The organism is Pontivivens insulae, assembly GCF_900302495.1.
In the GTDB taxonomy this organism is placed as follows: domain Bacteria; phylum Pseudomonadota; class Alphaproteobacteria; order Rhodobacterales; family Rhodobacteraceae; genus Pontivivens; species Pontivivens insulae.
On the sequence record NZ_OMKW01000002.1, the window covers coordinates 209,775 to 224,642 of the forward strand.

Annotated in this window: 14 protein-coding genes; 10 read left to right on the forward strand and 4 right to left on the reverse strand. The window is 61.2% G+C overall.

From position 1 onward, the window contains the following. Complete coding sequence (gene bchI, locus POI8812_RS06380) at positions 1–1,008, reverse strand: magnesium chelatase ATPase subunit I (protein WP_108781730.1); 1,008 nt, start codon at positions 1,006–1,008, stop codon at positions 1–3. Then, a complete protein-coding gene (gene crtA / locus POI8812_RS06385; protein ID WP_245895297.1) occupies positions 1,005–1,775 on the reverse strand; it encodes a spheroidene monooxygenase in 771 nt (256 codons plus the stop codon). The genes bchI and crtA overlap by 4 nt, the downstream gene beginning before the upstream one ends. 99 nt (positions 1,776–1,874) lie before the next feature. On the opposite strand from crtA, the gene POI8812_RS06390 reads away from it, so the two are divergent. The 3 genes from POI8812_RS06390 to tspO are packed head-to-tail and all read left to right on the forward strand — an operon-like array spanning position 1,875 to position 4,909. Further along, positions 1,875–3,419 (forward strand): phytoene desaturase, encoded by a 1,545-nt coding sequence (locus tag POI8812_RS06390; RefSeq protein ID WP_108781731.1) that lies wholly within the window; start codon positions 1,875–1,877, stop codon positions 3,417–3,419. After that, positions 3,416–4,429 (forward strand): 15-cis-phytoene synthase, encoded by a 1,014-nt coding sequence (gene crtB / locus POI8812_RS06395; protein WP_108781732.1) that lies wholly within the window; start codon positions 3,416–3,418, stop codon positions 4,427–4,429. The genes POI8812_RS06390 and crtB overlap by 4 nt, the downstream gene beginning before the upstream one ends. 21 nt (positions 4,430–4,450) lie before the next feature. Next, positions 4,451–4,909, forward strand: coding sequence for a tryptophan-rich sensory protein TspO (gene tspO / locus POI8812_RS06400; protein ID WP_108781733.1), 459 nt, complete (start codon positions 4,451–4,453; stop codon positions 4,907–4,909). Between the two features lie 26 nt (positions 4,910–4,935). Here tspO and crtC read toward each other — a convergent pair whose 3' ends face one another. Next, a complete protein-coding gene (crtC, locus tag POI8812_RS06405; RefSeq protein ID WP_503127981.1) occupies positions 4,936–5,853 on the reverse strand; it encodes a carotenoid 1,2-hydratase in 918 nt (305 codons plus the stop codon). Further along, on the reverse strand, positions 5,805–7,325 hold the full coding sequence (gene crtD / locus POI8812_RS06410) for a 1-hydroxycarotenoid 3,4-desaturase CrtD (RefSeq protein ID WP_108781734.1): 1,521 nt from the start codon (positions 7,323–7,325) through the stop codon (positions 5,805–5,807). Before crtD ends, crtC begins: the two co-directional genes overlap by 49 nt. Positions 7,326–7,433: 108 nt before the next feature. Between crtD and POI8812_RS06415 the strand changes: the two genes are divergently transcribed. From POI8812_RS06415 to pufQ, 7 genes are all read left to right on the forward strand, one after another. Continuing rightward, positions 7,434–8,303 carry a polyprenyl synthetase family protein gene (locus POI8812_RS06415; RefSeq protein ID WP_108781735.1) on the forward strand — a complete coding sequence of 290 codons (870 nt, stop codon included), beginning with the start codon at positions 7,434–7,436 and terminating at the stop codon, positions 8,301–8,303. 40 nt (positions 8,304–8,343) lie between these two features. After that, positions 8,344–9,417 carry a methyltransferase gene (locus POI8812_RS06420; protein ID WP_245895299.1) on the forward strand — a complete coding sequence of 358 codons (1,074 nt, stop codon included), beginning with the start codon at positions 8,344–8,346 and terminating at the stop codon, positions 9,415–9,417. A gap of 93 nt (positions 9,418–9,510) precedes the next feature. After that, positions 9,511–10,449, forward strand: a complete 939-nt coding sequence (gene bchC, locus POI8812_RS06425; protein WP_108782496.1) for a chlorophyll synthesis pathway protein BchC — start codon at positions 9,511–9,513, stop codon at positions 10,447–10,449. Beyond that, complete coding sequence (locus POI8812_RS06430; protein WP_108781736.1) at positions 10,446–11,462, forward strand: chlorophyllide a reductase iron protein subunit X; 1,017 nt, start codon at positions 10,446–10,448, stop codon at positions 11,460–11,462. The genes bchC and POI8812_RS06430 overlap by 4 nt, the downstream gene beginning before the upstream one ends. A 70-nt stretch (positions 11,463–11,532) precedes the next feature. Beyond that, positions 11,533–12,999: a chlorophyllide a reductase subunit Y gene (bchY, locus tag POI8812_RS06435; protein WP_245895348.1), complete on the forward strand. Its 1,467-nt coding sequence runs from the start codon at positions 11,533–11,535 to the stop codon at positions 12,997–12,999. Positions 13,000–13,150: 151 nt separating this feature from the next. After that, on the forward strand, positions 13,151–14,629 hold the full coding sequence (gene bchZ, locus POI8812_RS06440) for a chlorophyllide a reductase subunit Z (RefSeq protein WP_108782497.1): 1,479 nt from the start codon (positions 13,151–13,153) through the stop codon (positions 14,627–14,629). After that, positions 14,626–14,856, forward strand: a complete 231-nt coding sequence (gene pufQ / locus POI8812_RS06445; RefSeq protein ID WP_108781738.1) for a cytochrome PufQ — start codon at positions 14,626–14,628, stop codon at positions 14,854–14,856. The genes bchZ and pufQ overlap by 4 nt, the downstream gene beginning before the upstream one ends. Positions 14,857–14,868 lie beyond the last annotated feature (12 nt).

Genomic DNA, 14,868 nt, shown 5'->3' on the forward strand with positions numbered 1-14,868 from the left:
CTAGCCGAACAGTTCGGCGACGGCGCGTTCAACACGCAGGGCTGACCCCGCATCATCCAGCGGATCGCGGCGCAGGCGGTGGCTGAGTGCGGCTGGAGCAATCCGTGCGATATGGGTGCGGTTCAGCGCGGTATCACCCTGGAAAGCGGCCAGCGCACGCGCGGTGCGCAACAGGGTCAACTCTCCGCGCAGTCCATCAGAGCCAAGAGCCACGCAAAGGCGGGCACAATCCTCAAGCACGTCATCTGGTGTCTTAATATCGGCAAGTGTGGCGCGCGCGGCCAGGATTGCCTTGCGCAGCTTGGTATCCTGAGCGCGCCACCGTTTCATAAAGGCAGCTTTGTCCGTCTCGTACGCATCACGGCGCTTGATGACTTCCACACGTTGTCCAATGTCACTCGGTGATCCGACATCGACGGAGAGGCCGAACCGGTCGAGAAGCTGTGGGCGCAGTTCACCCTCTTCCGGGTTGCCCGAGCCGACGAGCACGAACCGGGCGTCATGGCGGATAGATAGCCCCTCACGCTCCACAACATTTACGCCGGATTGCGCTACGTCCAGCAGCAAGTCGACAATGTGATCTTCCAGCAAGTTTGCTTCGTCGATGTAGAGATATCCGCGATTGGCACGGGCCAGCAGGCCCGGTTCAAATGCCTTCTCCCCCTGCGTCAGCGCACGTTCGATATCGAGCGCACCTGTCACCCGGTCCTCAGTCGCACCCAATGGCAGATCGATCACGGGCGCGGGGCGGGACTTCAGGGACTTTCCGGGATGTTGTGCGCAATGAGGGCAGGTGCCCGGCAGGGTCGCGCAGTTGTATGGACAGCCGTCAACAGCCTCTATGGAGGGCAGGAGCGCGGCCAATGCACGGACGGCTGTTGATTTCCCTGTTCCGCGATCACCAAAAATCAGCACACCGCCGATGCCGGGATCAATCGCCGTCAGGACCAAGGCCTGTTTCATCTCGTCCTGACCGACAATGGCGGTAAAGGGAAACGGTTGTGTCATCGTGTCTGGTCTTTCGGCAGGTCGAGATGGGTCAGCGGCGTCGGTCCGGGCCAGGGGCCTGACCATTGGCCGATCTCCCCGCTGATGCGAAAGCGGGCGTAGAGCTCTTCGGCAAACCAATTGCCAGCGCGCACTGCGCGGATTGCTTCGGCATGGGGGCCATCGACGCGCGCAAATGCCGCCATGGATTGGGTGTCTGGCCAGATGGAGAAGGTGATCTGGTGCAGCCATGGCACCTCTCCGATGCCGATTTTGAACAGGCGGTTCTGATCGGCGCCGATCACGGCACTGATCGCAGGCACTTTTTGCCAGAACTTGAGCAGGACAGACGGTTTTATCGTGGCACGGGTCAAGGCCACGACCGGTCCTGCCGGATTGGCTGCAACTCGAAAGGGCTGCTGCGCATCCCATTCCCCGCGCACCGACGTCGGGTCGAGGAATACTGTCCACTGCTCATTCGCGCGCGTGCGAAACCTGCGGAAAACTGGCGCCGTTTCGATGGCGCGCCGGGCGGTTTGCCGATCAGGCCAAACAGCCAAAATGCCGTACACCGCCGTATTTGGCACAGGTGTGAAGCCCTCACCGCTACCGGAGCCGAGCAATTTATGAAAACCGATCCCCTCGACGCGCCGTAACGCACGGCGTGCCAGCCCCATCTGCGCAAAGGCCCAGAGCCGCGCGCCGAGGCTATCAAAGCGGTGCAAGGTGAGGGTTACGGTGTCGATGGAACGGCTCCTACGGCGCAGTCTGTCTTCATATCCTGACAATATAGCCGCCAATGGCAATGTTTTTGAAGGCAGTGAAAGGTTTACCTGTCAATTTTCTGCTTTAGGTGTAAATTTAGAGTGACACCTAGGGGAGACCTCATGCTAACGCGCGTTGATCCACATACTGATCTTGAGACCGGGTCTGACACCCGCCCTCCGGCGATCGTGATTGGCGCAGGGTTCGGTGGGCTCGCCGCCGCGATGCGGCTTGGTGCCAAAGGCTATCGCGTCACGGTCATTGATCGCCTCGATATGGTTGGTGGTCGGGCAAGTTCGATTACCAAGGCGGGTCATCGGTTCGATCTGGGGCCAACCATTGTAACAGTCCCGCAGGTCTTTCGGGAACTTTGGCAGGCGACGGGCCGCCGCTTTGACGACTATGTCGATCTGACCGCACTCGACCCGTTCTATGAGATCCGCTGGCCTGATGGCTCCCATTTCACGGCGTCCGGTTCGACGGAGGCCATGCGTGCCGAGGTTGAACGGCTCTCCCCTGGTGATCTGAAGGGCTATGACAGGTTTCTCAAGGACAGTGAGCGGCGCTATGCGTTCGGGTTTGAGGATCTGGGCCGCCGGTCGATGCACAAGCTTTGGGATTTGATCAAAGTCTTGCCGACATTTGGAATGTTGCGCGCGGATCGCTCGGTTCTGAGCCATGCGAAACGCCGTGTTCGCGACAAACGATTGCAGATGGCGCTGAGCTTTCATCCACTCTTCATCGGTGGCGATCCGATGCATGTCACCTCAATGTATATTCTGGTGAGTTATCTCGAGAAACAGTTCGGCGTTCATTATGCGCAAGGTGGGGCAGGGGCCATCGCCCTGGCCATGGCGCGCGTCATCCAAGAGCAGGGCGGACGGCTGATGCTGGACACTGAGGTGAGTGAAATCACCACCGACGGAGACCGTGTGAGCGGTGTGCGACTGGCCGATGGCGACACGTTGCGTGCCGGTTTGGTCGTCTCGAATGCGGATGCCGGTCACACCTATCTCAAAACACTGAAATGCAAGAAAAAACGCTGGACGGATCGACGGCTCAAATCGCGGACACGCTGGTCCATGGGCCTTTTCGTATGGTATTTCGGCACGAAGGGTACATCCGATATGTGGCCGGGTGCGGGCCATCATACAATCCTGAACGGTCCGCGTTACGAAGGGCTGCTCAATGACATTTTCATCAAGGGCAAGCTTGCTGATGATATGAGCCTCTATGTCCATCGGCCCTCGGTGACTGATCCGAGCGTTGCGCCTGATGGCGACGATACCTTCTACGCTTTGTCGCCTGTGCCGCATCTTGGTCATAAGGACCCGGTCAATTGGGCGCAGGAGGCGGAAAGCTACAGGCAGAAGGTGCAGGCCGTATTGGAAGAGCAGCTTTTGCCGGGTCTTGGCGATCATCTGACAGCGCAGCACATTCTGACCCCCGCGGATTTTGAGACGCGCTACCTGTCTCCATTTGGCAGCGCGTTCTCAATTGAGCCGCGCATTTTGCAGAGCGCCTGGTTCCGCCCGCACAATATCTCCGAAGAAATCGAAGGTCTCTATCTCGTGGGTGCCGGCACCCATCCCGGTGCGGGCCTGCCAGGCGTTATCGCTTCGGCCGAGGTGTTGGGCAGTTTGGTGCCGGAGGCCGTCGCACGATGATCAACACAGCCGACCTCGACCATTGTCGGGAGGCGATCCGTCATGGGTCGCGCTCCTTTTACACGGCCTCGCTTCTTCTGCCGCGAGAAGTGAGGGACCCTGCGTTGGCGCTTTACGCCTTTTGCAGGCTGGCTGATGATGCGGTGGATTTGACGGATGAGAAGGCGGCCTCGGTCCTTGCGCTGCGGGATCGGTTGGATCTTGCCTATGCCGGAACGCCACGGGACACGCCGGCCGACCGCGCCTTTGCCGCAATGGTGGCCGAGCATGATCTTCCGCGCGCGTTGCCCGACGCGCTGCTGGAAGGCTTTGCCTGGGATGCGGAAGAGCGGCGCTATGCGACGATTGCCGATGTCCATGCCTATTCCGCGCGTGTCGCCTCGGCTGTTGGGGCGATGATGTGTGTCTTGATGGGCGTGCGTGAGGCCGATGCATTGGCCCGAGCCTGTGATCTCGGCGTCGCGATGCAGCTGACCAACATTGCCCGTGACGTGGGCGAGGATGCGCGGGCCGGGCGGCTCTATCTGCCGACCGATTGGATGACCGAGGCCGGGATCGACCCCGATGCATTCCTGGCAAATCCAGTTCCCGGAACGGAGATCGCAAGCGTCACCCGGCGCATGTTGGTCGAGGCGGATCGGCTCTATCGCAGAGCGACGTCGGGAATTCAGGTGTTGCCGGCTCGGTGTCGCCCCGGGATATTCGCCGCGCGCCACATCTATGCGGGGATCGGTACCAATCTGCGGCGCGCGGGATATGACAATATCACCTATCGGGCGCGGACGAGCACTGCTACGAAGCTGGGCTTGCTGGTCATTGCGCTGGGACGTTCAGGGGCAAGTGTCATTATGCCCCGGCGGTCGGTCTTGCATGCCCGACCTTTGGCTGAGACCGCATTTCTGGTCGAGGCTGCTGCCAGTCGGACCCAAGACATTGATCGCTCCGCCAGCCTGATGGATATTTTCGCGACCTTGGAAAATCAGAAGAATGCCACAGGTTCTCTATCCTGACGTGACAAGGAACGCGGCAAGATGGACATTCTGACCTTCGCAATCTTCTTTGCTGCATGCTGTGCGGCGGCCAGCACTGGAATGCTGTTCGAGCCGGGGGATTGGTATGATCGCCTCGACAAACCTGCGTGGAACCCGCCGAAATGGGCTTTTCCTGTCGCGTGGACCATCCTCTACATCGTGATCGCGATTGCCGCGGCGCGGGTGGCCTATCAGGGCGCAACACAAGCCCTTGCGTTCTGGGCATTGCAGATTGCGCTGAATACCCTCTGGACTCCAATTTTCTTCGGGCTCAAACGACTGAAGGCGGGCTTGATCGCTATCATTTGCCTTTGGCTCGCTGTGCTTGCCACGACATTGGCCTTTTTCAGTGTCGATGAGCTGGCCGGTTGGCTTTTCGTGCCATACCTACTTTGGGTGAGCTATGCCGCTGCGCTGAACGCGTCGCTGTTGCAGCGCAATGGGGACCAGCCCGCCTGAAGTCTCTGCTCGCGGTCCGGCAGCGCTTAGCTGTTGTGAGACCATCTACGCCGTCGCGGCACTCGCACCGCCAGCATTGGTTTCAACAGGGGCGACGCAAAGCGGCGCAGGTCGAGCGCCTCGTGAACTCCGACGCATCGCGTGCCGCCGATATGCGTCTCGATCGCCGAGCGGGTATAGAATGGGGCGTCCAGCATGGGCCTGACCTGGTGCGGGCAATGTCCGTCATCGCAGCGTGTCTCGCGACGCATCGCCCATAGCGATCTTGGCAGCTGCGTCTTAGCGGGTGCCTCAATTTGGTTGACCGATCCGTCCGGGCCAAACTGCAAGGCGACTGCCAGTTCAGAGCCATCCCTGCGCGTCGCGTCATAGAACGCGGTTGTTCCGTTCTGGCAAGGCAGTCGCGCCCAGGTCCAATAATCGAAATCATCCTCAAGTGCCCGCACGCCGAAATTGGCGTCAAAATAGCCATGGCCTGTCCAGTTCCAGCCGGGCCTGTTCAGGGCAACGTCGATCCGCGCGGTGGGTGCGAATGGTCGCCAAATATGCGTGCCATCCTCAGCAAGCGGAACTTCGACAGACGTGACAGCGCTTGGCGTCACGGTGACCGTGCCACGTACGCGCTGGGCGTGCGGTGTCGATATCTCGTCAATCTCAATGACGAGGCGGTCACCGTCCCAATTGAAGCTCGACGGGCCGACCTGCAATCGGTCCGGCGACAGACGCAATGCCTCCGATCCCCGGTCCGTCATGGTCCAGCGTCCGCCCTTGCCATAGGTTGCGACATTGATACAGCAATTGTTTTCTGGGTCGCGTCTGCCGCTCCAGCGGTACCAAGGCGAAAAGACCGATCCGATGAATCCGATGATCGAAATGCCCTTGGTGCCGTCCTCTGTCAGGCCGTCGACATACCACCATGCATAGCCGTCTGGCGGAACGTCGATGTCGAAGCAAGGTCGCTCAAGATCGCCTCTGCCGCGTGCTGGCCGGAACGGGTTGCCATCGGAATCCCCGGTCCCGGATGCACGCCGCCCCCAGCCAGATAAAGCCCCTTGATCCGGCTGCGTGCGGTCGCTCGGGCGAAGCTGGCCATCGTCCCATGTGGGCTGCGCCCGTAAAGGGAACCGTCGGTCGCGGGAAAGGCCTTCGCGAAGTCCGCCGGGGTCGAGACTGCGTTCAGATCGGGTTGCGGATCGAAACTCAGGCCGAAACGCGCCAGAGTTGGGAAGATCGCTGTCGGACATGGCGGGGACTCCTGTCTGGTCTGGCTGAGCGGGGGCGCATTCGCGATGATCTCGAACCGTTCGAGGTCGCCGGGTGGGCTGTCGGCCAGCCTGTCTTGCGCACAGATGTAGAGGGTTGGGTCGCTTGGTATCTTCCCAGCGGCAAGATCCCGAAACTCTGATAGCGGGTCGCGCCCGAATAGGACGTTGTGATGGGCGAGCTCCAGGCCGTTGGCACGGGCCGCAAAGCTCCACACTCGGGCCGAAAGAGCCCGCGGTGAAGCTGCGTTACGTCGGACAGCCCCGCGCGCCCTTTGCCCCAACGCGCCCTGATGCAGCGCGGCAGGATCACCATTGAAGACCACAATATCTGCGTGTTGCGTGCTGCCATCACGTGTTTTGAGCCCGACGCAGCGGTCGCCCTCAAACAACAACTCGTCGATATGCGACCCGAAGGTGAACCGCGCGCCGCGTGCCTCGGCAAGTTGGGTGAGCGTCACTGCCAATTTGTGCATACCGCCGCGAATAGCCCAAACCCCTGCTGCCTCTGCCTGCCAGATCAGGGCGAGCAAGGCGGGCGAGGCCAGAGGAGAGCCTCCGACGTACGTCGCATATCGTCCGAACAGTTGGCGCAGCCTTGGATCGTCAAAGCGTGCCGCGAGTGCACTGGCGAGGGTGGCGCCGGGTCGTAAGGCGCGCGCCATAACGCTGGGCGCGCTCAGGACTGGAGAGATGAGAGAGGAGAGACGAATACGGGGCGCGTCCATGACGGGTGCGCGAAACCGGTCAAACAGGATGGAAGTTTCCGCGCTGAACCGCTCAAACTGTTGCGCAGCGCGTGACCCAGCAAAAGCGTCTATGGCGCGGGCATTCGTCGCGAGGTCATTGGTCAGATCCAGTGTTGACCCGTCCGGCCACCAGTGCCGCGCCACAACGCGATCCGCAACAAGATCAAGATGGGTGTCGAGACGCTCTCCGACGGATGCGAACAGTTCCTCAAAAACAGTGCGAAGCGTAAACACGGTGGGTCCCGCATCCACTGGCCCGGCCGCGCTGGGAAGCGTGCGCATCTTTCCGCCGGGTCCCGGATGCCGATCGTGAACCGTCACATCGCATCCTGCGTGCGCCAATCGCAACGCCGCCGCCAATCCGCCCAAGCCTGCCCCAATGATCAGGACGCGCGGCCGCGTCATTGCGGAGCCTTTGCGAGCAGGGCGTTTGACATGTGCATGCAATCTGTCCACTGTAGTTTACAGTATTTTGTCTGATATATTGGACAATAGCAATTGGGGAGTGATTGTATGCCGACCCACGCCAGAATCGAGACAGCCATAGCTGCAGCGCTTGCGCGTCACCGTCGGGGTCGGCATCCCGGGCGCCTTGCGGATGCGCTGGAGCATGCCGTGCTGCCCGGTGGTGCGCGGATCCGGCCGACGATCTGTCTGTCAGTCGCGCGGGCCTGTGGCGACGATGCGCCAGAGCTTTCGACCGCGGCGGCCGCAGCAATCGAGCTGATGCATTGTGCCAGCCTCGTCCACGATGATCTGCCAGTTTTTGATGACGCGGACATTCGGCGCGGCAAACCTTCGGTTCACAAGGCTTACGGGCAGGCGCTTGCCATTCTGACCGGCGATACCCTGATCATTCAGGCCTATGACGCGTTGGCCGAAGCATCGCTCTCCGATCCGTATCGCGGCATCCAGCTCTCACGCACACTGACCCGTTATAGCGGCATGCCCTACGGGATATGTGCGGGGCAGGCTTGGGAAAGTGAGGCTCAAGTCGATCTGCACGCTTATCACATGGCCAAGACCGGCGCACTGTTCATGGCGGCAACGACCATGGGCGCGATTGCAGCTGGCGAGGATCCGGAGCCGTGGATCGAACTGGGCGCGCGGATTGGCGAGGCATTTCAGGTCGCGGACGATTTGCGCGACGCGATTATGACGCAGGACGAGCTCGGCAAACCGGTTGGCCAGGACGAGGCGCATGACCGCCCCAGTGCCGTCGCGCAATACGGTATCGAGGGTGCCACCCGGCGTCTTGATGATATCTTGGGCGGCGCGATTGCTTCGATCCCGTCCTGCCCGGGGGAAGCGCAGCTTTGCGAAATGGTGCGCGCTCAAGCCCAAATGATCATGCCGGTGTCCCTTGACCAACGCGCTGGCTGATCCCGCACCTGCCAAGCGAACGAGCTTGCGGGAGCGGTTCTTGCGATGGCGGAACCGGACCATTGCGTCGGCTGATTTTCAAAGCTGGGCGATCTCTAACCCGCTGACGCGCCGGATTGCCAGGCGCGACGCGGCGCGGGTTTATGATCTCGTCTCCGGCTTTGTCTATTCCCAGACCTTGCTCGCCTGTGTGCAGCTGGATCTATTCTCGCGCATAGGGGAGGGAACGGCTGAGATCGGCCAACTGGCCCGCAGCACCGATATTCCACCCGAACGAATGGAGCGGCTCTGCCAGGCTGCTGCTGCACTAGATTTGTTGGAGCGGGCAGGCACTCGCCGTTATCGGTTGGGGCGGCTTGGGGCGGCGATATGTGGCGTTCCTGGCCTTGATGACATGATACGGCATCACGCGATGTTCTATCGGGATATCGCTGATCCGGTCGCGCTGATGCGCGGTGAGACGGCACCGGAGCTGGCGCAATTTTGGCCCTACGTCTTCGGGCAATCCGGGGTGACGGATCAGAGCGTGGCTCAGACGTATTCCGGCCTGATGACCTCATCCCAGACGCTGGTGTCAGAGGAAACATTGCGCGCGATAGACTTGTCCGGTGTACAACGTCTGCTGGATGTCGGCGGAGGGACTGGCGCTTTCCTGAAAGCTGTCGGTCAGAGTTGGCCCGGGGTTGAGCGGCACCTATTTGATCTGCCGCACGTTGTGGCAACTGTCGGTGATCCTGATCTAACCGTTCATTCGGGGAGCTTTCGGGATGATCCTCTTCCGCGCGGCCACGACGCGTGCAGCCTGATCCGTGTTCTATACGACCACGATGATGACACGGTGCGCGCACTGCTTGCGCAATGCCATGACGCGTTGCCGCCGGGTGGCCGCATCTTGGTCAGTGAGCCGATGGCGGGCGGTGAACATCCCAACAAAGCTGGTGACGCCTACTTCGGCTTTTACACGCTCGCCATGACGACGGGTCGTCCGCGCAGCGCAGCGCGACATTCAGAGCTGTTGGCCGAGGCGGGTTTCGCATCCATCGAAATACTGCGCACCGCGCGTCCGTTCATCACAGGCGTGATCACGGCGCGTCGCCCCAAGGCGTCAATCTAAGTTGACATATATCAATGTAACTCTAAGCTGACATACAAGTGATTGATGTCTGAAATTTCTGACACCTAATCTGAGGGAAGTATCAATATGACACTGCATACCAATGCTATCGTACTGGAAGGGCCGAGAAATCTCAGCCTTCAGTCGATTGCAATGGATGCGCCGGATGTAGGTGACGCTGTCGTTGCGATTCGGCACTCAGGTGTTTCAACCGGAACCGAAAAGTTGTTCTGGAGCGGGGACATGCCGCCATTTCCGGGCATGGGATATCCGCTCGTTCCCGGCTACGAGGCTGTCGGAGAGGTTGTCGAGCTACGCGGTACGAATTCGCTGCGCGTTGGCGACACCGTCTTTGTGCCAGGGGCCAGTTGCTACGGTCCCGTTAAGGGGCTATTTGGCGCTGCGGCCTCGACACTGACAACGAAGGCCGAGCGCCTTATTCCCGTTGATCCAGGGATGGGCGCCGAGGGTGCTTTGCTCGCACTGGCCGCCACGGCCCGGCATGCGATGGCCGGATTGCGCTGCGAATTGCCCGAACTGATTGTGGGCCATGGTGTCGTCGGACGTTTGCTCGCACGTCTTGCGATCGCTGCGGGGGCAAAGCCCGTGGTTTGGGAGATTGAGCCGAGCCGCATGCACGGCCAAGAGGGTTATGAGGTTCTGCGCCCGGAAGATGATCCGCGTCGCGACTACACCTGCATCTACGACGCAACCGGCGACGCCAAATTGATCGAAAGCCTGATCGGACGGTTGGCCAAAGGCGGCGAGCTTGTGCTGTGTGGCTTTTATCCCGAGCCGATCTCCTTCGCATTTCCGCTGGCCTTCATGAAGGAAGCACGTCTGCGCATCGCAGCGGAGTGGACACCTGATGACCTGGCTGCCACGCGAAATTTGATTGAGGGCGGTCTGCTGAGTCTTTCCGGCCTGATTACGCATCGCCGTCCGGCTCATGCGGCGAAAGAAGGTTACGAAACAGCATTTTACGATTCTTCGTGCCTCAAAATGATCCTCGACTGGGAAGGCGACGCATGACCTTAGACGTTCCAAATCTGCGCGACGATGCCATGGAAACGCACCACGACCGCCTTCGCGCGGAAGCGGCGGAGCCGACGCTGGAAGTGCCTCAGGCAGAGCCGACGTCGAAGACCCAGATCATCGCGATCTACGGCAAAGGTGGCATCGGTAAGTCTTTCACGCTCGCCAATCTTAGCCACATGATGGCCGAGCAGGGAAAGCGCGTGCTTCTGATTGGATGTGACCCGAAGTCGGACACGACCTCGCTGCTCTTCGGGGGGAAGGCGTGCCCGACGATCATCGAGACATCGACCCGCAAGAAGCTTGCCGGTGAAGAGGTCCAGATCGGCGACGTTTGTTTCAAGCGCGGCGGCGTCTATGCGATGGAGCTGGGTGGCCCTGAAGTGGGTCGCGGCTGTGGCGGGCGCGGGATCATTCACGGGTTCGAGCTGCTGGAAAAACTCGGCTTCCACGACTGGGATTTCGACTACGTCCTGCTCGATTTTCTGGGCGACGTGGTCTGCGGTGGCTTCGGCCTGCCAATCGCGCGGGACATGGCGCAGAAGGTGATCCTCGTCGCGTCAAACGATCTTCAGTCGCTCTACGTGGCCAACAATGTCTGCTCTGCCGTGGAGTATTTCCGCAAGATGGGTGGCAATGTGGGCGTCGCGGGCCTCGTCATCAACAAAGATGATGGTACGGGCGAGGCTGCAGCTTTTGCCGAAGCGGTCGATATTCCGATCCTTGCAGCCATTCCGCAGGATGACGATCTGCGCAAGAAATCAGCGAACTACCAGATCGTCGGCTCTATGGAGAGCCAGTGGGGCCCGCTCTTCGCCGAGTTGGGTGTGCAGGTCGCCGATGCGCCGCCGATGCGCCCGGAGCCGCTCGATCAGGACGGCCTGCTGGGCCTCTTCGACAGTAAGGATACCGGCGGCGATGTCGTGTTGGTGCCGGCCACCGATGAAGACATGCGCGGTAAGAACGCCGCACCAAAGCAGAGCCTTGAGGTCGTTTATGACAACGTCTGACGGGCATACGGATCGGGGGCGCGAAACCCCGGATCAGGTACAGACCACTTCGGCAGTGGATGCCGAAGGGATGGGCTGTGCGTCCACATCAGAGATGGAACGCGCAGCGCGGGAGGCCGGGCAGTCCGAGCTTCTCGACCAATATGCCGCCGACTATCCGACGGGCCCCCATGATAAACCGCAGAGCATGTGCCCGGCCTTTGGCAGCCTGCGCGTGGGCTTGCGGATGCGCCGTGTTGCGACCGTGCTGAGCGGGTCGGCGTGCTGCGTTTATGGCCTGACCTTCGTGAGCCATTTCTACGGGGCGCGCCGCTCGGTCGGCTATGTGCCGTTCAACTCTGAGACGCTTGTGACCGGCAAGCTGTTCGAGGATATCCGCGATGCGGTGCACGCGCAGGCGGATCCGGAGAAATACGACGCTATCGTTGTGACCAACCTGTGCGTGCCCACAGCCAGCGGGGTGCCGCTGCGCCTGTTGCCCGATGAGATCAACGGTGTGCGCATCGTCGGCATCGACGTGCCGGGCTTTGGCATTCCGACCCATGCGGAAGCCAAGGACGTGCTTGCGGGTGCCATGCTCAATTATGCACGGCAGGAGATTGAGGCTGGACCCGTCGCTGCTCCCGAAGCGGGGATGAGTGACCGTCCCACAGTCAGTTTGTTGGGTGAGATGTTCCCGGCTGATCCGGTGATGATCGGCGCGATGTTGGCCCCGATGGGTCTTGCTGCGGGGCCGGTCGTTCCGTGCCGTGAATGGCGCGAACTCTATTCCGCGCTCGATTGTGGCGCGGTAGCGGCCATCCATCCTTTCTATACTGCGGCAGTGCGAGAGTTTCAGGCCGCCGGACGACCCGTTATCGGTTCGGCGCCTGTCGGTCTGGACGGCACGGCAGACTGGCTTGCGGCGATCGGTGACGCGTTTGCATCGTCTGCGGATGCCGTTGCCGCCTCACAAAACGCCTTTCTGCCAGCGATCAAGGGCGCGCTGGCAGGTGCGCGGATTGAGGGGACGATCACGTTGTCGGGTTATGAGGGATCGGAGCTTCTCGTGGCACGCTTGCTCATCGAGAGTGGTGCGCAGGTCCCTTATGTCGGTACGGCCTGTGCCGCGTCACCCTGGTCCGCTGCCGATCGGGAGTGGCTTGAGGCGCGTGGCGTGAAGGTGAAATTCCGTGCGTCGCTGGAGGATGATCTCGCGGCGATGGAAGGCGTGAAGCCGGACCTGGCCATCGGCACAACACCGGTTGTGCAAAAGGCCAAGGAGTTGGGTGTTCCCTCGCTCTATTTTACCAACCTCATCTCCGCACGGCCATTGATGGGGCCGGCTGGTGCAGGCTCCCTTCAACAGGTCGTCAATGCGGCGATGGGCAATCGGGACCGCATGGCGTCGATGAAGGCTTTCTTCGAGGGCGTGGGCACCGGGGATACTGCGGGCGTCTGGGAAGGCGCTCCAAACCTGCGCCCCGATTTCCGTGCGGCGCATCAAAAGAAACTCGACAAACAGGCGAGGGCGGCAAAGGCCGCCGAGATGATATGAACATCGCAGGATCTCATATCTCGCCGCTTGGCGGAAAAGCGACTGGCGCAAGCCATATGCGGACGCCTGGTCGGGCATGTTCACGACCGGGGGCTTCGCGCCCCCAGACCCCCGCGAGGTATTTTCCGAGCAAAGTGGCGGGGGTGTGTCCATGCTGATCCAGGATCACGATCGCGCAGGCGGATATTGGGGCGCGGTCTACGCGTTCTGCGCAGCGAAGGGCCTGCAGGTTGTTGTCGATGGTCCGGTCGGCTGTGAGAACCTGCCTGTCACGTCCGTTCTGCATTACACTGATGGCCTTCCACCCCATGAGCTGCCCATCGTTGTCACCGGATTGGGTGAGGAAGAGTTGGGGCGCGACGGGACCGAAGGTGCGATGAAGCGCGCCTGGGATACACTTGATCCGGCGTTGCCTGCCGTTGTCGTCACCGGTTCGATTGCAGAAATGATCGGCGGCGGCGTCACGCCGATGGGTACGAACATCCAGCGCTTCCTGCCCCGGACAATCGACGAGGATCAGTGGGAAGCCGCTGACCGTGCGATGACCTGGATCTTCACCGAATTCGGAATGACCAAGGGCCGGATGCCGCGTGAGAAGAAGCGCGAAGAGGGGGCAAAGCCCCGGGTCAACATCCTCGGGCCCATGTATGGCACGTTCAACATGCCCTCCGATCTTGCAGAGATCCGTCGATTGGTCGAGGGGATCGGCGCCGAGATCAACATGGTCATGCCGCTGGGCGCCCATGTTGCGGAAATGCGCGACCTGGTGAATGCCGATGTGAATGTCGTGATGTATCGCGAGTTCGGACGTGGTCTGTGCGAGGTGCTGAACAAGCCCTATCTGCAAGCGCCCATCGGCGTGGACAGCACTACGCGGTTCCTGCGCACTTTGGGGTCGCTGCTCGACCTTGATCCTGAGCCCTTCATTGAGCGCGAAAAGCATTCGACGCTGAAGCCCGTCTGGGATCTTTGGCGATCGGTCACGCAGGACTTCTTTGCGACGGCGTCTTTCGCGGTGGTTGCGAACGAGACCTATACGCGGGGCATTCGCGCCTATCTCGAAGATGAACTGGGCCTGCCCTGTGCGATCGCCACACCACGTGTCGCCGGTCGGAAGACCGACAATGATGCCGTGCGGTCCTTGATTCACGCAAAGCGGCCGCTGGTCGTGCTCGGGTCGATAAACGAAAAGATGTATCTGGCCGAGATGGGCGGCGGCCACGGCCCCCAGCCCACCTACATCCCCGCAAGCTTCCCCGGGGCTGCGATCCGGCGCGCCACGGGCACGCCCTTCATGGGGTATGCGGGGGCGACCTATCTGCTTCAGGAAGTGTGTAACGGCCTGTTCGACGCTCTGTTCCACATTCTGCCGCTTGCATCCGAAATGGACAGCGCTGCGGCGACCCCCACCACATTGCGCCGCGACCTACCCTGGGACGCTGACGCACAGGCGCTGCTCGACCGGATCGTGGCTGAGCACCCCGTCCTTACCCGAATTTCTGCGGCGAAGAGCCTGCGTGACGCTGCCGAGCGTGCCGCACTCGAAGCCGGAGAGGCGCGCGTTGATCGCGCGACCGTCGCCGCCCTGCGCCCTGCCGGGGCCGTTTCAACCGAAGGAGAAACCCCATGACCATCGAGAGCACTGGTTCCCCGCAGGACTTTGCCCGCCGCCGCCGAGCGCGCGGTCTGGAATACTCCATCTACTTTTCGCTGATCCTGGCACTTGCCCTGCCGGTGGCGCTTTTGCAGTGGGCATCGGCCCTCGTAAGGCCAGCACCGCTGGTCGCAGAGCGGGGCGTTCTGCGCCACGCCTGGTGCACCGCGGCAGAGATCACGCCCAGAATTTTCTCTGCATGAGCAGGGAACCCG